The sequence below is a fragment of the Aequorivita sp. CRS11 genome, from assembly GCF_059693805.1.
Window position 1 is genome coordinate 146,814 of record NZ_JCATIG010000002.1, and the last position, 19,728, is coordinate 166,541.

Below are 19,728 nucleotides of genomic sequence, written 5' to 3' on the forward strand. Positions count from 1 at the left end.
ATCGTTTTGCAATTTTATGATTTTGTTGGCTTTCAAAAGTTTGATATGAAGTTAACTTTAATTGTGAAAAGAAAAATGATTTATTATTTTAATCAAATTGCTATGAGTACACAAAATCAGAATCAGCAATGGAATCCTCAAAATGAACAACAAAATCAACAGAGGAATCCTCAAAACAGACCACAAAACCAGCGTCATCCAGTAGAAGAGGAAGAATAATGGTTGTTTTGAAATTGAGTATCCGTTTTAAGGATACGGCGAAACCCCTTAATCAACACAATGAGAAAGGGGTTTCTATTGTGGGGATAAAAAGGAAAGAGTGGATTGGTAAATATATTGAAAAATAATCGTTTTGTGGTAGTTTACAGACGATATATGTTAATTTAAAAGAATATTAATTAATAATTAAGCAAGATTGCAACAAATATTTTAGATCATGAGCAATAAAGGAAATCCAAAACATAGTGTAGGTAAAGGTGCCCAAAGTGAACATCATAACGAGCCAGATGAAAAAAGCTACGTTAAAGATAATACCGAGTCCGACAATACTGAAAATGAAAAGGATGGCAATGATTATTTAGAACAGAAGTGGAAAAAGATAGCTTCAGACTTTAATAAAAACTACAATTTAGATATAAACGTCTCTGAATTTAAAGATGAATCCTTTTCAGAAACTTTAAAAAAGCTTGAAAATAAAACCGGAAAATCTAGAGCCCAACTGGAAAAAGAAATAAAAAACTGGAAATAGCAGTTGTACCTACATAACGCAACTGTAAAACCCTTCCAACGTCGCTGCACGGAAGGGTTTTCTTTTTTTTAATAAAAATAATAATTTAAAAAAAGATTTTGGGTTAATGATTTGTCTTTTTGAGTTAAAAAAATATCGCTAACTAAGCTATTTTAGCAACAGTAAAGAATTGCTATGAAGAAGAGGAAACTCCAGTCGGAATTTATTTTGACTGGGGTTTTTTATTTATCCTGGTGCTTTTTGCGAAATTCGGAAGGTGATATACTATACTTTTCCTTAAATATTTTCGAAAAGTAGCTTTTACTGCTTAACCCAATTGCATTTACAATTTCAGAAATACTAAGATCTGTTTTGGTCAAAAGATTGTAAGCTGCATCAAGCCTTGTTTTCTGTACATAATTATTTACAGTAGTGCCATATAGTTTTTTGAAACCTTCTTGCAGCTTGTTTATATTCAGTCCCGCTTCACGTGCTAAGTTCTCCACTGTGGGTACATCTGAAATATTGCTTTCTATAAGACTGGAAATATGGTTTATTTGTTTCAATTCAGTAGAGCGGATTAGCGTACGGTTTCCTTCGTCTTTTTTATCATCTTGATATTGAAGGATCTGATGCGTTAAAATTTGATAGGCCATGCCTTCCAAAAACAGTTTGCGAGTAAAATTTTCATCAGTAAAATCAACCATTTGTGTCAAGATATCGGCAATGTTAAGACTGTAATTTCCACTGTGATAAAATGCTCCGTTGGCTTTAATATCCTTAAATAATTGCTCTAGTTCGTCATCAAGACTTTTTATGTCGCATTCCATTTTGGCCTGAAATTTTTCACGTTCTATTTCTAAGCTGTTCACTGTTATGCGTTGGTTGGCTTCAAACAGTAATACATGGCCATTGTGCTTACTGCTGGCTACAATGGCGTTTTGGTATTGCTTAATCTCATGCAAGTCTTCTTCATTCTCAAAACGGTGCTGTAAGGTGCCGCTTACTGTATAAAGAAATTTTAACGGATGTATGTGGTTTACTACAAAATGTATTTCCAAATCTTCCTTGAAAAGACAATTGTATTGGATAAGGCCTAGCCCGCCTTCAAAATTAATCCCGCGAATAGTACCCTCGCCAACAGATTCGGGCAACTGCAATAAATATTCGCCGCAATTTTCGGAATAGGAAATGTTGAAAACTTCTGCTATATCCCTTATAACATCCTTTAGGGGAAGTGAGTTAACTTGAATGGAATTCATGTGGAGGTTTTTTGTTAAGCCAAAATACTACTTACAATTGAAATGCAATGTTCTATATCCGTACATTGTTTAACTTAAATGCAATTATAACATATAATATGTTGTTTAACAAAGGGTTATAAAAAATATTTTTTAATAAAAAAACCGCTATAGTAAGTGAGCGGCCTTTTTTAAAAAATTATTCTAAAACTATTCATAATATCTTTTGCGTTTTTTTCGCTTCTGCATGAATACGGAAATAAGCAAACAAGCTCCCAAAACATAGAATGCGGTTTTGGCGGGTTCAATTGGGCCAAATCCCAATCCTAAAAAACCAAGGACGGCGGCCACCACGGTTAAAAATAAAAAAAGGATGGTCCAAAGCATGACGAGGAGTTTAGAGGTTTATAAATTATTAACTGTCAGTGTTATAAAGATATTCAATTGTTGATTTTTCAACTAATTTATTTCCACTTTTTTTTAACTCATTTAAATAATTACAGCCATATTAGTTTAAATGTGTTTTCAATTTATTGCTAAAACTCCTTTTTGAAAATTTTGGATATAAAAGAATGAATTATCATTTAAAGGGCCCCCTCCATAATCTCTTGTACCACCTCTGGGTTCAACAAGGTAGAAATATCGCCTAGATTGGCAGTGTCCTTCTCTGCAATCTTTCTGAGTATTCGTCGCATGATTTTGCCACTTCGGGTTTTGGGCAAACCTGTAGTAAACTGTATTTTATCAAGTTTTGCAATCGGACCAATATGTTCGGTAATAATCTGGTTTATTTCTTTGCGTAAATTTTCGTGCAGACGGCTTTCACCGATTTCTTTTAAAATAATAAATCCATACAGCGCATTACCTTTCACGTCGTGTGGGAAGCCTACAATTGCACTTTCCGCCACGGCTGGATGTTCGTTTACTGCGTCTTCAATAGGCGCAGTGCCCAGATTATGGCCAGAAACAATTATAACATCATCCACACGGCCTGTGATACGATAATAGCCTGTACTGTCGCGCAATGCTCCGTCACCGGTGAAATATTTGTTTTCAAAAGCCGAAAAATATGTTTCACGATACCGTTCGTGATTGCCCCAAATGGTTCGGGCCATTCCAGGCCAAGGATATTTTAAACACAAACGCCCACTAACGAGGTTGCCTTTTAGTTCATCACCATTCTCATCCATCAGCGCGGGTTGTATGCCGGGCAATGGTAGTGTGGCATAAGTGGGAATAGTGGGTGTAGAATAAGGAATTGGCGAAATCATTATCCCGCCAGTCTCGGTTTGCCACCAAGTATCTACAATGGGGCATTTTCGTTTCCCGATGTTTTCATCATACCAATGCCAAGCTTCCTCGTTTATGGGTTCACCCACACTGCCTAAGATTTTTAAGGAAGAAAGATCATAGTTTTCAGAAAAATCCAACCGTTCCTTTGCTAACGCCCTAATTGCTGTGGGAGCAGTATAAAACTGACTAACCTTATGTTTTTCCACAACCTGCCAAAACCTGCCAAAATCAGGGTAGGAGGGAACACCCTCAAACATTAGGGTCGTGGCGCCATTTGCCAACGGTCCGTAAACTATATAACTGTGGCCCGTAATCCAGCCAATGTCTGCTGTACACCAATACACATCATCTTCCCTATATTGAAATACGTTTTTAAAAGTATATGCGGTATAGACCATATAGCCAGCTGTGGTATGTACCATTCCCTTGGGTCTTCCCGTACTGCCTGAAGTATATAGAATAAACAATGGGTCTTCAGCGTCCATAATTTCAGGTACGCAATCGTGATAAGCCTCGTCCAGTAGTGGTTGTAACCATTTGTCGCGATTTTTTTTCATTGTTATTTCAGTATGAGTACGCTTGGCTACCAACACGGTTTTTATACTTGGGCAGGATTCCAATGCCTCGTCCACAATTCCCTTTAAATCAATAGTTTTATTGCCGCGATAGGAGCCATCACTGGTAATAACAATTTTGCATTCTGAATCGTTGATTCGGGTAGAAAGTGCTGTGGAGGAAAAACCAGCAAAAACCACTGAATGTATAGCGCCGATCCGGGCGCAGGCCAATAACGAAACCGCTAATTCAGGAATCATAGGGAGATAAATACAAACTCTATCTCCTTTTTTTATCCCCTGTTCCAACAGTACATTTGAAAACCTGCAGACACGTTCATGTAACTCTTTGTAAGTTATATGCTGCGCTTCTTCAACGGGATCGTTCGGTTCAAAAATTATCGCTGTTTTGTCGCCTCGGGTGTAGATATGTCGGTCTATGCAGTTCTCTGTAATGTTCAGTTTAGCACCTTTGTACCAAGAAACCTCAGGTTTAACTAGATCATACTCCAACACTTTATTCCATCGATGGCGCCAAAGAAAGTTTTCTTCTGCAATTTCCTCCCAAAAGTTTTCCGGATCACGGACCGATTTTCTGTAAACCTGAAAATATTCTTCTAAGTTCTTGATGTGGTAGTTGCTCATTGTTTTAAGATTTTGCGCAGTAATTCTGAAATAATTGAAAAGGATTCAGAAATATATTTAATTATGGTGAGTCTTAAAAATGAAAGAGGTAATTTATTTTAGAAAATTAGCTGTGCTATCTTTTACTTATTTTGTTTCCTGAAATTGCTTTTTGCCGTGAGCATTTAAACCTATTGATTTCTGGATTTCTTTTTTTGAGATGTTTTTTACTAACACCACTGTTAACGCGTTTACGCCAAAGTTTGAAGCTGCTATTTCTTAAATAGCTACGCATTATTTTGATCACATTTTTTTCTGAAAGACCAAACTGAAATTCAATGGCTTCAAAAGGAGTTCGGTCTTCCCAAGCCATTTCAAATATTCTATCTAATTCTCTTTCGGTCATTATGAACATTTTGGTTTAGTGCAACTTCTCAAGCTTTTTCAACACTTCTTCAGCTTCAAATGCTTTTTGGTCAATCAATTTTCGGTTCACGCTCGAGAGCTTGAAAGATTCTTTCTGAAGTTTTTGATACTCTTTCTCTAATTTTTCTTTTTCGGTTTTCCTTTTGAATAGTCCAAGCATATTATTGTTTTTGATAGAATAGTTAACTCGATTTACGAATAGGTGAAATTACAAAACGTTTAAGTAATTTATCTGTTTATTAAACAAAAAGTTGCACTAATGTTACTTGCAATTTAAGAGGAAAGAAAGTCTTCTAGATTAAAAAAAGCCCGTAAACGTAGTGTTTACGGGCTTTTAGCGGAGAAAGAGGGATTCTCCTATTCAAACATTCTAACTTCTAACAGATTGATTTTGAATTATGTGCAAACAAATTAAAAATGATTATTACTAAATTCTGTGTACGATTCTGTGCACTATTATTTTTTTCCGAAAAGCTTGTCAACCCTTCTTTTGGTTAACCATGTTGAGATTCCTAAAATATCAGCATTTTCATCCACTGAGTGAGCAAAAGCTACATTAGTAACACCTATGGCCTTTACAAATCTTACCCATAGATAGCCTTCGTCCAATTTAATCATGATATCTTCCTCCGGAGGATTGTCCCAATTAGATGTAATCAGTTCATATAGATCATTGAAGGATTGTTCATTCTTTAAGGTAAATGATTTATAATCGGTTAATTGTTGAAACTTCACATCTTGATATGTAAACACATACTGTTCTCCATATCTTTCGCATTCAATAGCTAATTGACCCAGGTTGGTGACCTTTCCAATTTCAACCGGTTTTTCAGTTTTCACTATTTCCAATTGCGCATTGCAATTGATACCGATGATCAAGAGTATTGCCAGTGTAATTTTCTTCATATCTGTCTTTTTAAAATGTTATACAATTGATGGACTTCGTCCAAGTTGATTTCGAAATCTGAATATTCAGGAGATTCGTTAATGCTATGGCATATAACGGTTCCTTTTTCAACATCATGATCAATAATCTGCTTGCAAATAATGGAATCCTGATGCACAATGATCCAATAGGGATGCTGTTTAAATCTAATCTTTGATTTCCAGTGCTGCCGTCCCAGTTCACGACCCAATACATATGCTCCTTGTGGAATGGCATTTTCAATGGTGCCGTCATTCATGGAATCATTCTTTATTTCAAATGCACGATAACTGCCCTTACCGACCTGATCAACGATAAAAGTTACGTGGGTGAGGTCTGATACATAATCGGCATCTGAATAGTGGCTTATGTAGGATGCTTCAGCCTTAATTGGAACCAATGGCACGGTAATTTTAAATTTCCCGCTAGGCAGTTCTTCATATATTGAACCCGCTTTTGTTTTAAAAACCTCCAAAGGATCATTAATATCATAGTCCTTAATTAGACCTTTCTTTTCCAACTCTTCATAGACCCCTCCGAAAACATATGCAGAAGTTACGTCATAATGTTGCGCAATTTTTTCTAAATTTTTATAAGGTACATCAACACTTCCTGCTTCATAGTTTTGAATTGTTCTCAAACTAACACCTATAGCATTTGCAAGGTCTGACTGGCTTTCTCCTTTCTTATTTCGAAGATCTTTAATTCGGTTCATTATGAAATATTTTGACGCAACACGTAAAATAATTTCATATAAAGTTGCGTATATGAAATAATCTTGCGTATATTTGTAATCAAGTTACAACAAAGTAACGCAAAAACCACAATACAACAATAGTATCAAACCAAAATTAAGGCATTTACCCTATGGAATTATCAAATCAAGAATATCGAGTTGCCGAACTTCTGACTTTGGGAAATACTGAAAAGGAAATTGCTAGCAAATTGTTCGTGAGCCCAAAAACAGTAAATGCACACACATATAATATTCGTAAAAAGTGGGATTGTAGGAATGCGGTTGATATAGCACGCAAATTCATACTTCGGATTGACAATCCCCGCCAATATTTCACAGCCCTGGTTTGTCTGCTGATCCAATTCCATATCATAGTCAATATCGAGACTATGGAGTTGAGAAGGCCAGCCAGAACCAGTGGGGCAAGAGTTACCCGTACAGTTAAATCGGGTCGTAAAAACAAAGATTAATGGAAACACAAGAAAAAATCACTGTTGAAAAAATCCTTAAGGATGAACAGTTTGGAAATCCGATCAGCGAGAAGCTGTCGAACTATTTGCGCCAATATACCGACAAGGACGATCGGGCAGATGTGTCAATTCAAACAGGTGTGGGAACATCTACGATCCGTAACGTGGTATTTAGGTCGAATACCCTTACCGAGGACAATTCACGGGCTATCGTGGCACTGGTTGAAATAGCAATGGCAAGCTGCCGTGATATAATGTTAAAGGCGTCTGAGGCAATTGATGAGCTTCAGGAGACTCTATTGATTAAGTAAGACAATAATTCAAATTTTAAAACTATGAGCACAGTAGAACAAATTGATAAAACGCCACTAACAAAGATCATCACTGGATTGAAGCCCACACGAGTTTCAATGGATTGGGATGGCGATCGTGGGTTCGCAAAAACTGAAGAAAGGTTGGTATACGAAGGCGAGAAGTTGGCGGTACAATATTCTGCCGATGTCCATGCACTAGGGATGACAGAAAAAAGCACTCATGATTATCCCGGGAGCTTTGAGATCATCGATACTGAAATCTACACAACAGGCATATGGGTAAGAGATGAAGACGGAGTGGAAATTCCAATGACCGATGCGGAATACGATATGCTCGAGAGCAAAATAAAGGAATCCATAATTGTAGAGTGATGGGAAATTTAAGAAAAATAACTGTTGGAAACCCATTGGCAAACTTCCATTTATGGGATGATATAGAGAGATATGAAGCTATCCAAACTGATGAAGAAATTGCCAATTTCTATCAGGAAATGTTGAGCAAATATGAACACAGGAAGATGGTGATCCGATTCATTTGGGATATGATACACTACTCTTGCAATGGAGAAATTGAAATTATTAACGAGACTATCAACGACGATGAACACGAATGAATTTTATAGAGTGACCTTCCATATGGGCCGATTGCTCGTAGATGGAAAGAGATGGGAAGACCTCAATTGGGACCAAAAGCAGATACTCGAGCAATTTATCCATTGGCACCGTATAGAAGTAGCCGAAAAGGAGGAAATAACGTAACACAAAACCCTAAACCCTAAACCCAAATCAAGATGATACAAACCTACCTACATATTGCTACGCTGGCGATTGGATACCTCACAGCGGTTTATGTAATAACTGAAAAAATATGGCAGAAAAAATAGAAATACCACTTGAAGAATATAGATGTCTGCGGAGGCATCTTTCTGAGGCACTTGAAATATTTCAGGGTCTGGAGGTTCGGGAGATCTCCTCAATTAAAACTCCCGAACCTTCACCTCAGGAAAAAAGGATTCAGCGATATGGAAAAATCTTGGTGACGGGTCAAAGAGGAAAAAAACCCGCACACCTTAAAAAGAAAAACCGCCCATAAAAGGACGGCTATTCAAATTTTAAAACACCCTTGCGGGGTTGAGCAAAGCAAAAATACAACAAATAATTATTAATCATTCAAATTTCAAAACATGAGCAAAAATGAAATTTTACAGACCCTTCAGCAGACGCCCCCGATGCAGATCGCATCACTGGATTTTGTAAGGGAAAAGTTCGTTGAGAACTACAACAAATGCAATGCCAGCGATAGTGGCGAACTTATGTACCATAGACAATTGGTACACTTCAATCAACAGATTGCCAGCAACGATGCGCTGAAAAAAGCAGACCCATTCAGTCTTTATGCCTGTTTTGTAACTGCTGCAGTGAACGGATACAGTCTGGATCCCGAGGACAATGAGGTTTATCTACTTCCTATTAAAGGTAAAGCCCATTTATGGAGACAGGCAGGAGCGCACGTGAGACGTCTCCAAAGAACCCGACAAGTAAAGTTTGCCGAACAGACAAGGATCGTTTACCAGGGCGATTTATTCGAGGTGGAAAATGGTAGGGTTACAAAGCATATCGAAAAATTTGCTTCCGAGACTATGATTGCGGCATATGTGCGGTTCGTAGTTGATGATAAGGGTACAGATCGCTTTTTCATCTACAGAAAATCCGATTGGGAGGCCTGGAGAAAGAAATCACCTATGGCCAATGGTGAGAATTGGAACGAGAATGGTCAGCCAAATGCGGCCTTCCTTCGTACTAAGGTCATCAAGCACGCCGCCAAGGAAAAATGTTGGGCTACCGGAAGCATTCCTGCAGAGATTGAAACCTTTACCGAAATAGAGATCGATGCGGATCCGGATGAAGTAGAAAATCTACAGGCATCAACCTCCAAACCAGAAGACAACTACTCCGATTTTGAGGAGGTCCCAGAAAATCAATCCGCTACTTCATCAGTCGATGACGATGCATTTTAATCATTAAACATCTATTATGTCAGAATTAATCACAACATCACAGATACAGGATATCGCCCAGAATGGTGCTGAAGTCCTAAACATAAATAAAGAACGTTCCGAAAAGGCCTTGACTGTTGGAAGAAATATTCTCCAGGCAATCAATGAAGCCGGGGGACTCAATCCTGAACTTGATACGCGCTGCAATAAATATTTAGTGAATTGCCGGAACGCAAAAAAGGAGATGGAAGAAGCCCGCAAACCGATAACACAGCTTTTCGACCAGATTAAAAAGGAGTTCACAGCAACCGAGAATGAACTTGATATCCGAAAGGATGGTACCGTACCATTTGTTATCCAAAATCACAGGAACCAATACGTGAAGCAGATTGAGGCCGAAAAGGAAAAGAAAAGATTGGAGCAGGAACTGAAACTCAATCAGGAAAAGGAGCGGGTAGATGTTAAAACCTCAATCGAAACACAGCTTTCAGCCTACGTTCAAAAGCACATTGAGAGCCGAAAGGACGCACTTCAGAAAACCTTCAATGAGATAACGTTGGAGAACTTTGAAGCAAAAGCTAAAGCGCTGAAAGAATTACAGCCTGTTTACCATAAGGCACACTTTATTGATTTCAAACCATCTATCGAGACCAAATTCATAGTCGTTGCAGAAGTGGCGAAATTATTTGATCAAGTAATGGCTACCAAAGATTTTGAATTAATTGCAGCGGTGGTTGAAGGTGAACTAACTGCTTACATAAAGGAATTGATCGAGAAACTTCCCAGCCTCAAAAATGAACTGCAGCGTATAGCAGCGGCCAATGCCGAGGAAAAGAAAGCATTGGAAGAAGCACGGAAGAATCGTGAGGCTGAGGAAAAAGCAAAGCGTGAAGCTGAAGCAAACGAAGCACAACGCAAACGGGAGGAGGAACTTAAACTTCAAGCAGAGGGAGAGAAGGCAGACGCAATAATGGATAATTTGGAGCTCTTCGATGATAAAGGACCAGAAACTCGTTCCGGATACAAAATTAACATCCTGCACCAGGCAGGAGCTGTGGAGATCTTCCAGTTCTGGTTCGAACGTGAGGGGGCAAAATCAACTATTGAGGAAATCGAAAAGAAATCAATTGGGCAGATGAAGTCCTTTTGCGAACGTGCGGCCCACAAGGATGGCGAGATGATCTCTTCCAAGTACTTGAAGTACGAAGCAGTGTATAAAGCCGTAAACCGCAAGTAATGAACTATAATTCTGATCCATACTTTGATCGCGCTGAGGTTTCAAATTCTGACCTCAGCTGGATCAAGGAATTTTATCAACCCGAGCGCCTGCAGGTAGACAAGGAGAAGGCTTACAAGTTTGGGACTTTGGTCGATGCTATAATCACAGAACCACACAAGGTGGATTTTTATCAGTACACTGTAGATGGTATCCCATACGATTCAGATGATTTCGAGGTAGCTCAGGCGATGAAAAAATCATTTTTGAAAGATGAACTCTCAGCTAGTATGCTAAAGGTTTCCGACTGTCAGACCGTAATGACCAAAAGGCAAAGCTTCCATTTCGAAGGAGTGGATTTTGAACTGGATACTCGGTGCAAGTGGGATCTGTGGTCTGGTCGAATGGGATACGGTGGAGACATCAAAAGCACAACGGCCACAACCCAGAAACAATTTGAGGAGGCTGTGAGATTTTTCGATTATGATCGTCAGCGCGCGTGGTACATGAACATTGCCGGCAGTAACAAGGATGTAGTAATCGGGATAAGCAAAAAGAACTTTAAAGTTTTCAAGGTTCCGGTTAGGCGTGGTGATGAATTATTTGAACAGGGAGTAAAGAAATACAGTGAACTGGCCTTTAAATGGTGGTCGCTTTTCGTAACAAATTGATATGACAATTATAGCAACATACGAGCAAATCAAAGAAGAATTAAAAACAATCCAATCCGATCTCGAGGTCGAGATGTCCGAGGATGCCAACGAAGCACAGTACCGGGGAAACCAATTGGCTGTGCATATGGCCCGGACTGGAAAATTATTGGCTGATGCCAAAATACACAGGGACAGAAAACTATCCAGTGAGGTAGTCGATAACCTGAAAAAAGTGACACAGCTCCCCGCATCCACCGCGAATAAGTTTGTGGATGCGCTGTGTTACGATGAGAACTATTTGGTCAATTGGGCCGACAGAGTAAACAGATCCTGCACTCATCAATTGGATTGGTGCAGAACCGTGATCAGCAAAGCAAAGGCAGAAATGTCAGCATTTAATTCAAATTCCTGATGAGATACACTCCGGAAGAAAGAGAAAAATTAAAAAAAGTGATGCTCTTCCTGGTTCACAAGAAGGATCAGGTTAGTGGTGGCCATTGTGGTTTCCATCCTGTGGAGCTTCTCGAACTTTTTGAGGAGTTGGCAAACGAGGGAAAGATAATTCGCAGGGATACCCTGCATACCATTCGATATTTCTTAGTAAAAAACAAACCTAAAAAATGATAGCAGTACAAGGCACTATCGAAAAAATTACAACAGAGAACAATAACGGCCGAGAAAAAAAGGTCGTAACCCTGCAAATGGGAAGACACAACAGATTATTTGTAGAATTCCAAGGCAAACTCACAGAAGCTATTGATGGATTTCAGGAAGGCCAAAGAGCTGAAATAAAGATTCGCTTCAATGGTAAGACGAGCCAGCTCGGAAGGAACTATAACAACATAATCGCAAAATCAATTAAATCAGTTTAAGATGAAAAGAAAGCACACACTGGCAAAAAAAGCTAGAAGAAAAAATCAGGGAGGTTTTGGAATACGAACACCCAAAAGCTGGCAAAGTCCTGTAGCTTTTACCGTAGCTACCAATCTTCTTAAGATTTTAAAAACTCAACGTACAACCAATAAATAATAATTATGCAAATAGTAATCAAAAAAGCCGCAATCAAGGGAAGTCTATTCCTTTCATACGAGTTCGAACAGACCGATGTTGATGTAAAAAATCTCATCAAAACATCAAGTGATGCACCCATCCATGAGGATCTGAGACAATGCTTCAGAAAGCTTATTCCACATTTCTGTTTCATCTCGGAGGAGATCACAAATCCTGATGTAATCGAAATGGCAATTCAGGATCCTGACACACACTTGATGGATGAGGAACTATCACCAAACCCTACATTTTTTAAGTACCGTGTTTTTCAGTTTTCTGTTGTAGAGAAAGATGGGGATGAGATTGTTTATCTGCAGGGCGCTAAGAGGCTGGAGACTTATAAAGAAATTTCATTTTCCACACCAGGAACTTCTCTATTTGATGACGAATACAAATTTGTCACAGAATTAAAAGAAGCAATTTAGGAACTTAAATCCGAAGTGCTGCAGTATATGCAGGGCAAGTCTGCCCCTAAGGCACAACTGGAGATGTTCGGCGAGGAAAATGAGGAGGAAATCGAAACCGAGGCATTATGAAAACTTCAGTAATAACATGCAAGAAACGCGAGGATTGCCAGCGAGCAATTACGGAATGGATGAAGTACGACTTTGCGATCGTGAACATATCGTTCTTCTTTGACCAGTTTGACGAGACACACAAGGCTGTAATATCCTATTACGAATAATTCAAAATTTTAAATTATGAGAATTAATATATATGCGAAGTACGGCACTACTGAAAAAGCGTTAGTGCCATTTCCTGAAGGCAGTTCATCAAGAGATGTTCAGATAATGCTAATGCAAAAATTTGGAGGAAACTGGCTATTAGTTGACAATCTTAAAAGTGGTGAAATACTTTCATTTTCTGACAATACAGAGTATAGAGGCTACAGTCCTGATTTTGCAAGATATTCAGATGCAATAATAAAAATTCAATAGCGAGCAATGCAGATAGTTGAGCACCCCACAGAATTCCACGTGACAATAGATTTCGGAAGGTTCCGGAACTACCAGTCCAATCTCATAAAAAAACTGGACGGCTCACGTTTTGATTGGACCCGAAAGATCTATGTGGTACCAGGAAGGTATAAAGATGATCTAAAGGAGATAAAGCAGAAATGCAGGGCTGAGTGGACAGTTTTCCAGCCACAGGCACCACAGCAATTTGGTACGCCTTCACCGATGAAGGACCTGGATTTCGAGATCGATATTGTAAACCGAGAGAACGGTTACAAACCACGTCCATATCAGCTGCAGGGAATAGCTCAAGGTCTCCATTTCAAAAGGTTCATTAACGGTGATGAGCAGGGTCTTGGTAAAACACTCCAGAGCCTAGCCACCCTCTACGTGGCCAGCAAATACCTTCAGGAGGATGTTTGGCCCTGTTTGGTTATATGCCCTGCGTCAACGAAGATAAACTGGGCTAGGGAGTGGGAAATGTGGACGGGTAAAAAAGCAATGGTCCTGGACACAAAAACCAAGACGACATGGCACAGGTTCCACGAGCTCGGAATGAATGATATCTTCATCACCAATTATGAGTCTTTGAAAAAATATTTTGTGAAGCGTATGCCCCCAAAGGGACAGCTTAACAAAAGCACGGACATTGAAATGGATCCCCGAATCGATTTATTTAAATCCGTGATCATTGATGAGATCCATAGATGCAAATCGCCATCAACCCAACAAGCAAAGATTACATTGCGCATTTGTCAGGGAAAGAAATGGAGGATCGGGTTGACTGGTACGCCGGTGATCAATAAACCGATTGACCTATTGCCGCAACTTGGTATCATAGGAACACTGAAGAGCGCCAAGATTTTTAAGGAAAGATATTGTGCAGGTGGTTCCGGTGCCTCAAATCTACGTGAGCTCAACTTCAAGCTTCAGGAGAACTGTTTCTTCCGGAGGGAAAAAAAGGAAGTGGCCAAAGATCTTCCAGAAAAGCAAAGGCAGACTATTCTGTGCGATATCACTACACGAAAAGAATACAACAAGGCCAAGAATGATTTTGTGGCATTCCTTGAGGAAAAGGGCTGTACCGATATGGAGATCGCTCGTAAGATGCGTGGTGAGATAATGGTTAAGATGGGTGAGCTCAAGAGAATATCTGCCCTGGGTAAGCTTAATGAAGTGAAGGAATTCGTGCAGGAGGTGATCGAGTCCGGAGAGAAGTTGATTGTCTTTTGCTCACTTCACGCTATCGTCGATGAAATGCTAAAGGAATTTCCCCAGGCGGTAACGGTTACGGGGCGTGATTCCACTGAACTCAAGCAGAAAAATATTGATGCATTCCAGAAAAATCCTAATGTGAAATTGATCGTCTGCAACATAAAAGCTGCAGGGGTAGGAATCACGCTCACAGCTTCATCGCGTGTCGCATTTATTGAATATCCCTGGACGTATGCAGATTGTGTGCAGGCAGAGGATCGGGCCCATCGTATTGGTCAAAAGAACAATGTGATGTGTACATATTTCTTAGGCGATAAAACAATTGACGAAGATCTATATAAAATGATTCAGGAGAAACGGCATGTGGGTAATACCATAACTGGAGCTACTGACCAAATGGAAATGAGTTTTGTCGATAATGTGGTCAGCCTTTTTACGAAAAAATAGGTTTATTAAGATGGAAGAAAAGAGAGATAGCATGGTTTTTTATCGAAGCTTTTATGAAGCTATAAAAGAGCTCGATCCAAAAATTCAAGGGGAGGTTTACTCTGCAATTTTCGAGTATTCGCTAAACTTTAATGAGGTTGCTCTGGAAGGACTGCCAAAGGCAATATTTACGCTGATTAAACCTCAACTGGACGCTAACAATAAGCGTTATGAAAACGGTAAAAAAGGGGGTAGAAAAAAAGTTGTAAAAAAACCAAAAGCGAACCAAAACAAAACCAAAAGCGAACCTAATGTAAATGATAATGATAATGTAAATGATAATGATAATGTTCCCTCTACCGAGGGAGAAAAAAATGGGCGGGCTTTAAGTTTTTTAAAAAATAAATCTCCTTCAAAATTTGAAGCTTTTTTGATGCAGAACAAAAAAGAAATAAAAAACTGGGCCGATTTTGAAAACAGCTTCAACGATAAAATGGATTTGGAGATAGCGCAGGGTAAAATAGAATTTGATGAGGCCCAACTTTTACCTCGGCTACGATCCTACACAAGGATTTGGATAGAGAAAAGAAACGAAAAGTTAATCAACAATGGAAAATCAGATCACAACAAAAACGGAAATGGTTTCGCTCAGGGGTATAAACCTGCAAAGGTCAATACCGAGAAGCTCGTTCGAGAGCTTACCGACGATATTGAGAATGGAAATATCCCAGGAGAGTATTGAAAAATGCTCAGCGGATAAAAAAATGAAGATGGCCGATGATCTTTTTCGTTTGTTGCAAGTCCGTGAAAAGAACAACGAGATGGCCAAGGACTGGCTTTTGTTTATAAGCACTTCCAGATTCAATAGACTCAGACCCGGTGAAGTTTATTTGGCTTTCAAAATGGCCATGAGCCGTGAGTTATTGGATGAGAAAGGCAATGGCATAAACATTCTTCCGGAATTGAGTAATAATACCACTGGGATTGTATTATCCGCATACCTGAGATGGAAGCGCAGCAATAACAAATACCAGCTGGCCAAAGAGGGACTAAAATCCCTTCCGGAACGAAATGTCTCGGAGAATGAAAAAAAAGAAACCCACGAGATTTTCTTAAAAATGGTTTACGATGAATTGGTTATGGAGCGTTATTCGGATTCTGCCTGGCTTCTTTACGATGAAATAAAACCGAAGTTATCAATTCGGAAGGAGGTTTTGATAAGGTTGTTCAGAATACAAACCGTTAAGCTTCAAAAGAAAAAAAACACGAACCGGTTCAATGTTTCTTCGGTGGTTGGTTCCGTAGAGAATACTTGCCGTAGCATCGTGGCCTGTAATTATCTCAAGAAGTATTTAATCGATTTTGAAACATTTAAAAAAGCAATAAAATGAACAAAGCCGCTATCGTACTTACAAAATCAGGAAAAAAGGGATATGTGTATTGGCATGAACAGGATCGCAATCCCAAATTAAAAGTTCGCGTAATTGATCAGAATTTCAAAGAGACTGGAGCATTGTTATTGTGCTCAGCTGACACGGTTAAGACCATAGGTTATAAAGACTAATATTTCGCCCGAGTGGCACCCGATACCACGGTAAAATGGTAAAATGGAAAAAAGGTGATGTAGAACGCATCACTGGTACAAAATTACCACCGCAGAAAAAAGCGGTGAAGATACCGAGCTCGGACCCGAAAGGTCTGCAGTTCATCAAGAACCATCTCAAGCTTATTGGCATAGGGTATGTTAACGAGCACAGGTTTCACGAGGTCCGTATGTTTAGGTTTGATGTGGCCATACCGAGCATCAAACTGGCTATAGAATATGAAGGACTCAACAGCTCCAAGTCCGGACATACCACTTTGGTTGGTTACACGAAGGATTGTGAAAAATACAATCTTGCCCAGCTGGATGGTTGGACCGTCCTTCGATATACGGCCAAGAATTTTACCGACTTCACAAAAGATTTTAGAACCATAAAAAACAGATTATGAAAGTAACCATTGAGAGCACCAAAAAGATCATTGAGTTCAACGGCATCCCCTGCAGGGTATGGGAGGGAAAAACACAGAGCGGAATAAAGATCCACTGTTACATAACTCGTGTGGCCATCTCAGCTGATGAGACAAGAACCGAGGAGTTTGAAGAAGAGCTCCAGCAACAAAAACCACCGTCTGCAGAGATACAGGCGATACCATTGAGAATGAAATTATAAAAATTAATCAATAATCAAATTTTAAAACTATGAGCAAACAAGAATTGAAAGTGGTGCAACTGAAAGAAATCATTGCATCAACTACGAACCCAAGAAAAACCTTTGATGAGCAATCCCTTAAGGAGCTATCCAATAGCGTAAAAGAAAAAGGAGTGCTGCAACCCATTCTCATTCGACCCCTTGAGAATGGGGAGAATGGGCCAAAACAGGCAAAGTATGAACTTGTATGCGGTGAGCGTAGGTACAGGGCGTCGTTGATGGCAGGAATTAAAGATATTCCCGCCAATATTCGAGATCTATCAGATGATGAGGCATTTGAAATGCAGATCATCGAGAACCTGGAGAGGAAGGATGTACATCCATTAGAGGAGGCAGATGCATTCAAGAAAATGCTTGACAGCGGAAAATACCAAATAGCTGACATCGCCGCCAAATTTGCAAAGCCCGAGACGTTCATTGCGCAGCGCCTAAAGTTTGTGGACCTTATCGACGAAATTAAAAAGGATTTCTATGAGGGGAAGCTTGGAATTGGGCATGCTATTCATATTGCACGATTGGGTCAGAAGGATCAAAAAGATATTTATGAAAGCAGCTTGAATGGTTGGAATCCTGGATATGGAACTGTGAATGAATTGAGAGATCAAATTGAAAATGATACTTATGATCTTGATGAAGCTCCGTTTGATACCAGGGATGAAAACCTTCTAAAGTGTGCCACTGCCTGTGAAGTCTGCCCCAAACGTGCAGGCGCGAATCCTACACTCTTTGCCGATATTGAAGAGACTAACCGTTGTTTCGATACGGGATGCTACGACCAGAAAATGGAGGCGCACATCACCAAGACCATTGCCCGTATAATTGAAAACGGTGAGGATGTTTTGTTTGGACGTGGCTATAATGCACCCGAAGGATTTATTAAAGATTTGATCGGTCAATATAAGCTCACAGTGCTGAGGCAATATGACGATTTTCGAGAAACCTCTGGAGAGCTTGGAAAGATTACAGGCCAAAAGCTATTCTATGTTTCAGGAAGTAGTGCTGGTAAAATGGTAAACGTGAATCTCTATGACAGGAAAGGAGGGAATGCAATGGCCAGTGAACCAACTGTCCAAGATCAAATAAAGAAAATCGAAGAGCGGGCAAAACGCGCACTCGAGCTCGACAATGTGAAAGTTTTTCAGGCTATCAAAGAGGACAAAAAGCTTTACGATGAATATCCCTTGAGTGATGAACCGCTTACGGAACTTGAATCGAAAGCCCTTTGGTATCTTTTTAAAAAGGAAGTTCCCGATTACTCTTCCGTTCGAGAATATAATAAGCTGGTAAACTCTCCGGATTCCTACAATGACACCAAGGAATTTGAATTCTACAAGAATGCCAATTTCGAAGATCTTAAAATAAACAGACTTGTAAGGATGGCAATTAAAGATAAGCTCACCTCGATGCATGAGCCCAACTTTGAAAAATGCACCAAATCCAGATTCTATTTTGAGATAATTAGTGCACAGATGCCCCAATCTGTGAAAGCAATTGTAGATGCCCAGACCGCGATTGCTGAAAAACGTATTGCCCGAACCAATGCCAAGCTGAAGGAACTAAGGGGAGAGGGTGATCGTGAGGATAACTTGGAGACAAGGTTGGAGAAATTTGTCGAGCTCGGGTTCGAGATCGATGATAGGGTGAAGGAAATAAAAAGAGGTGGGATTACAATGAGGTTAGCAGATATTGAGAAAATGTCTCCGGATGAATTTAAAAAATCTTTTGAATATATAGAGGCAAAGATCAATCAAAAGCCCGCTGCCAAAAAAGCCAAAAAAGATGCCTAAAAAAGTAATTACAGACGAGCTCACCGAATATGTTAAGGATAATTATCTTTCAATGTCAGGAACCAAAATTGCTGAGAATTTCGGCGTAAGTAAATCGGTCGTATACCGCATTATGAGAATTAATGGACTTGAGGTTCCTAAATCAGTTTGGCACAAATGGAAGGCTGAAAAATTGAAAGGGCGATCCATAATGACCCCAGAGCAGGATGAGATGCTGAAAGAACATCTTTTGGATATTCCCGTCAAACCACTGGCAAAAAAGATTGGTGTATCGCAAACGGTTCTCCGGACCAGGATAAGACAGCTCCAGCTAAAGATCCCGAGGGAGATAATTGAGCAGAGGAAACTGGACAGTCAATTAAAAAAGGGAAGTATACCCCCTAACAAGGGAAAGAAAATGGATGCGGCCACTCGTGAAAAAGTAAAACATACCTGGTTCCAAAAGGGCCATCTCCCGGCAAACACCCTGAGTGATGGTGATATTACCATAAGACACGAACATTCTGACAGAAATGGAGGAAAACCTTATAAATATATAAGAATTTCCAAAGGGGAATGGGTCCAGCTGCACAGACATCTTTGGGAAGAGGCCAACGGTCCTATTCCCGAGGGAATGAACATTGTCTTCAAGGATGGTGACACATTGAACTGCGAGCTCAATAATCTTGAGATGATCGACAATGCCGAGAATATGAGACGCAACTCGATCCATAACTACCCTGAAGAATTGAAAACCAATATTAGATTAACAAAAAAACTTGAACGAAAAATAAGAGACCATGAGCAACATAATGGAACTAAATAAAAAGCTTTTTGAGGCACTGGATGATCTCGAAAACGATAAGATTGATATAAAAAAGCACAGG

The 19,728-nt window shown here is 39.5% G+C and carries 32 protein-coding genes; 25 read left to right on the forward strand and 7 right to left on the reverse strand.

Going from position 1 to position 19,728, the window contains the following annotated elements:
* Positions 1–45 precede the first annotated feature (45 nt).
* Positions 46–219 carry a hypothetical protein gene (locus AC58DT_RS03800; protein ID WP_497215483.1) on the forward strand — a complete coding sequence of 58 codons (174 nt, stop codon included), beginning with the start codon at positions 46–48 and terminating at the stop codon, positions 217–219.
* A gap of 217 nt (positions 220–436) precedes the next feature.
* On the forward strand, positions 437–748 hold the full coding sequence (locus tag AC58DT_RS03805) for a hypothetical protein (protein ID WP_497215484.1): 312 nt from the start codon (positions 437–439) through the stop codon (positions 746–748).
* Positions 749–969: 221 nt separating this feature from the next.
* Here AC58DT_RS03805 and AC58DT_RS03810 read toward each other — a convergent pair whose 3' ends face one another.
* The 7 genes from AC58DT_RS03810 to AC58DT_RS03840 form a co-directional block, all read right to left on the reverse strand.
* Positions 970–1,989 (reverse strand): helix-turn-helix domain-containing protein, encoded by a 1,020-nt coding sequence (locus tag AC58DT_RS03810; RefSeq protein ID WP_497215485.1) that lies wholly within the window; start codon positions 1,987–1,989, stop codon positions 970–972.
* Positions 1,990–2,178: 189 nt separating this feature from the next.
* Complete coding sequence (locus AC58DT_RS03815; RefSeq protein WP_497215486.1) at positions 2,179–2,355, reverse strand: DUF1328 domain-containing protein; 177 nt, start codon at positions 2,353–2,355, stop codon at positions 2,179–2,181.
* A gap of 197 nt (positions 2,356–2,552) precedes the next feature.
* Positions 2,553–4,460, reverse strand: a complete 1,908-nt coding sequence (gene acs / locus AC58DT_RS03820) for an acetate--CoA ligase (protein ID WP_497215487.1) — start codon at positions 4,458–4,460, stop codon at positions 2,553–2,555.
* A gap of 115 nt (positions 4,461–4,575) precedes the next feature.
* The gene (locus AC58DT_RS03825) at positions 4,576–4,845 is read right to left on the reverse strand and encodes a TIGR03643 family protein (RefSeq protein ID WP_497215488.1); all 270 of its coding nucleotides are present in this window, start codon (positions 4,843–4,845) and stop codon (positions 4,576–4,578) included.
* A 15-nt stretch (positions 4,846–4,860) separates the two neighbouring features.
* Complete coding sequence (locus AC58DT_RS03830; protein ID WP_497215489.1) at positions 4,861–5,025, reverse strand: Lacal_2735 family protein; 165 nt, start codon at positions 5,023–5,025, stop codon at positions 4,861–4,863.
* A 296-nt stretch (positions 5,026–5,321) separates the two neighbouring features.
* Positions 5,322–5,771: a hypothetical protein gene (locus AC58DT_RS03835; RefSeq protein WP_497215491.1), complete on the reverse strand. Its 450-nt coding sequence runs from the start codon at positions 5,769–5,771 to the stop codon at positions 5,322–5,324.
* A complete protein-coding gene (locus AC58DT_RS03840; protein WP_497215492.1) occupies positions 5,768–6,505 on the reverse strand; it encodes an XRE family transcriptional regulator in 738 nt (245 codons plus the stop codon). The genes AC58DT_RS03835 and AC58DT_RS03840 overlap by 4 nt, the downstream gene beginning before the upstream one ends.
* A 152-nt stretch (positions 6,506–6,657) precedes the next feature.
* On the opposite strand from AC58DT_RS03840, the gene AC58DT_RS03845 reads away from it, so the two are divergent.
* The 23 genes from AC58DT_RS03845 (at position 6,658) to AC58DT_RS03955 (ending at position 19,667) form a co-directional block, all read left to right on the forward strand.
* Positions 6,658–6,996 carry a response regulator transcription factor gene (locus tag AC58DT_RS03845; RefSeq protein ID WP_497215493.1) on the forward strand — a complete coding sequence of 113 codons (339 nt, stop codon included), beginning with the start codon at positions 6,658–6,660 and terminating at the stop codon, positions 6,994–6,996.
* Positions 6,996–7,307 carry a hypothetical protein gene (locus AC58DT_RS03850; protein WP_497215494.1) on the forward strand — a complete coding sequence of 104 codons (312 nt, stop codon included), beginning with the start codon at positions 6,996–6,998 and terminating at the stop codon, positions 7,305–7,307. The genes AC58DT_RS03845 and AC58DT_RS03850 overlap by 1 nt, the downstream gene beginning before the upstream one ends.
* A 24-nt stretch (positions 7,308–7,331) precedes the next feature.
* Positions 7,332–7,682, forward strand: a complete 351-nt coding sequence (locus AC58DT_RS03855) for a hypothetical protein (RefSeq protein WP_497215495.1) — start codon at positions 7,332–7,334, stop codon at positions 7,680–7,682.
* Complete coding sequence (locus tag AC58DT_RS03860; RefSeq protein WP_497215496.1) at positions 7,682–7,924, forward strand: hypothetical protein; 243 nt, start codon at positions 7,682–7,684, stop codon at positions 7,922–7,924. The genes AC58DT_RS03855 and AC58DT_RS03860 overlap by 1 nt, the downstream gene beginning before the upstream one ends.
* 22 nt (positions 7,925–7,946) lie before the next feature.
* Positions 7,947–8,069, forward strand: a complete 123-nt coding sequence (locus AC58DT_RS03865; RefSeq protein ID WP_497215497.1) for a hypothetical protein — start codon at positions 7,947–7,949, stop codon at positions 8,067–8,069.
* Between the two features lie 109 nt (positions 8,070–8,178).
* The gene (locus tag AC58DT_RS03870) at positions 8,179–8,403 is read left to right on the forward strand and encodes a hypothetical protein (protein ID WP_497215498.1); all 225 of its coding nucleotides are present in this window, start codon (positions 8,179–8,181) and stop codon (positions 8,401–8,403) included.
* 136 nt (positions 8,404–8,539) lie between these two features.
* Positions 8,540–9,328 carry a recombinase RecT gene (locus tag AC58DT_RS03875; protein WP_497215500.1) on the forward strand — a complete coding sequence of 263 codons (789 nt, stop codon included), beginning with the start codon at positions 8,540–8,542 and terminating at the stop codon, positions 9,326–9,328.
* Between the two features lie 16 nt (positions 9,329–9,344).
* Positions 9,345–10,544 carry a hypothetical protein gene (locus tag AC58DT_RS03880; RefSeq protein WP_497215501.1) on the forward strand — a complete coding sequence of 400 codons (1,200 nt, stop codon included), beginning with the start codon at positions 9,345–9,347 and terminating at the stop codon, positions 10,542–10,544.
* Positions 10,544–11,194 carry a PD-(D/E)XK nuclease-like domain-containing protein gene (locus AC58DT_RS03885; protein WP_497215502.1) on the forward strand — a complete coding sequence of 217 codons (651 nt, stop codon included), beginning with the start codon at positions 10,544–10,546 and terminating at the stop codon, positions 11,192–11,194. The genes AC58DT_RS03880 and AC58DT_RS03885 overlap by 1 nt, the downstream gene beginning before the upstream one ends.
* Before the next feature lie 73 nt (positions 11,195–11,267).
* Complete coding sequence (locus AC58DT_RS03890) at positions 11,268–11,588, forward strand: hypothetical protein (RefSeq protein WP_497215503.1); 321 nt, start codon at positions 11,268–11,270, stop codon at positions 11,586–11,588.
* Between the two features lie 38 nt (positions 11,589–11,626).
* A complete protein-coding gene (locus AC58DT_RS03895; protein WP_497215504.1) occupies positions 11,627–11,800 on the forward strand; it encodes a hypothetical protein in 174 nt (57 codons plus the stop codon).
* Positions 11,797–12,048, forward strand: a complete 252-nt coding sequence (locus tag AC58DT_RS03900) for a hypothetical protein (RefSeq protein ID WP_497215505.1) — start codon at positions 11,797–11,799, stop codon at positions 12,046–12,048. The genes AC58DT_RS03895 and AC58DT_RS03900 overlap by 4 nt, the downstream gene beginning before the upstream one ends.
* Before the next feature lies 1 nt (position 12,049).
* On the forward strand, positions 12,050–12,205 hold the full coding sequence (locus AC58DT_RS03905) for a hypothetical protein (RefSeq protein WP_497215506.1): 156 nt from the start codon (positions 12,050–12,052) through the stop codon (positions 12,203–12,205).
* 5 nt (positions 12,206–12,210) lie between these two features.
* Positions 12,211–12,651, forward strand: coding sequence for a hypothetical protein (locus AC58DT_RS03910; RefSeq protein ID WP_497215507.1), 441 nt, complete (start codon positions 12,211–12,213; stop codon positions 12,649–12,651).
* Between the two features lie 276 nt (positions 12,652–12,927).
* On the forward strand, positions 12,928–13,164 hold the full coding sequence (locus AC58DT_RS03915) for a hypothetical protein (protein ID WP_497215508.1): 237 nt from the start codon (positions 12,928–12,930) through the stop codon (positions 13,162–13,164).
* Between the two features lie 6 nt (positions 13,165–13,170).
* On the forward strand, positions 13,171–14,844 hold the full coding sequence (locus tag AC58DT_RS03920) for a DEAD/DEAH box helicase (protein ID WP_497215509.1): 1,674 nt from the start codon (positions 13,171–13,173) through the stop codon (positions 14,842–14,844).
* 10 nt (positions 14,845–14,854) lie between these two features.
* Positions 14,855–15,565 carry a DUF6291 domain-containing protein gene (locus AC58DT_RS03925; protein ID WP_497215510.1) on the forward strand — a complete coding sequence of 237 codons (711 nt, stop codon included), beginning with the start codon at positions 14,855–14,857 and terminating at the stop codon, positions 15,563–15,565.
* A 22-nt stretch (positions 15,566–15,587) separates the two neighbouring features.
* Positions 15,588–16,214, forward strand: a complete 627-nt coding sequence (locus AC58DT_RS03930) for a hypothetical protein (protein WP_497215511.1) — start codon at positions 15,588–15,590, stop codon at positions 16,212–16,214.
* A complete protein-coding gene (locus AC58DT_RS03935; protein WP_497215512.1) occupies positions 16,211–16,387 on the forward strand; it encodes a hypothetical protein in 177 nt (58 codons plus the stop codon). The genes AC58DT_RS03930 and AC58DT_RS03935 overlap by 4 nt, the downstream gene beginning before the upstream one ends.
* Positions 16,388–16,422: 35 nt before the next feature.
* Positions 16,423–16,815, forward strand: coding sequence for a putative endonuclease domain-containing protein (locus AC58DT_RS03940; RefSeq protein ID WP_497215513.1), 393 nt, complete (start codon positions 16,423–16,425; stop codon positions 16,813–16,815).
* On the forward strand, positions 16,812–17,036 hold the full coding sequence (locus tag AC58DT_RS03945; RefSeq protein ID WP_497215514.1) for a hypothetical protein: 225 nt from the start codon (positions 16,812–16,814) through the stop codon (positions 17,034–17,036). The genes AC58DT_RS03940 and AC58DT_RS03945 overlap by 4 nt, the downstream gene beginning before the upstream one ends.
* Before the next feature lie 29 nt (positions 17,037–17,065).
* Positions 17,066–18,862, forward strand: a complete 1,797-nt coding sequence (locus tag AC58DT_RS03950; RefSeq protein ID WP_497215515.1) for a ParB/RepB/Spo0J family partition protein — start codon at positions 17,066–17,068, stop codon at positions 18,860–18,862.
* Entirely contained in the window at positions 18,855–19,667 is an 813-nt protein-coding gene (locus AC58DT_RS03955) for an HNH endonuclease signature motif containing protein (RefSeq protein ID WP_497215516.1), read from the forward strand. The genes AC58DT_RS03950 and AC58DT_RS03955 overlap by 8 nt, the downstream gene beginning before the upstream one ends.
* The last annotated feature ends 61 nt before the right edge of the window (positions 19,668–19,728 follow it).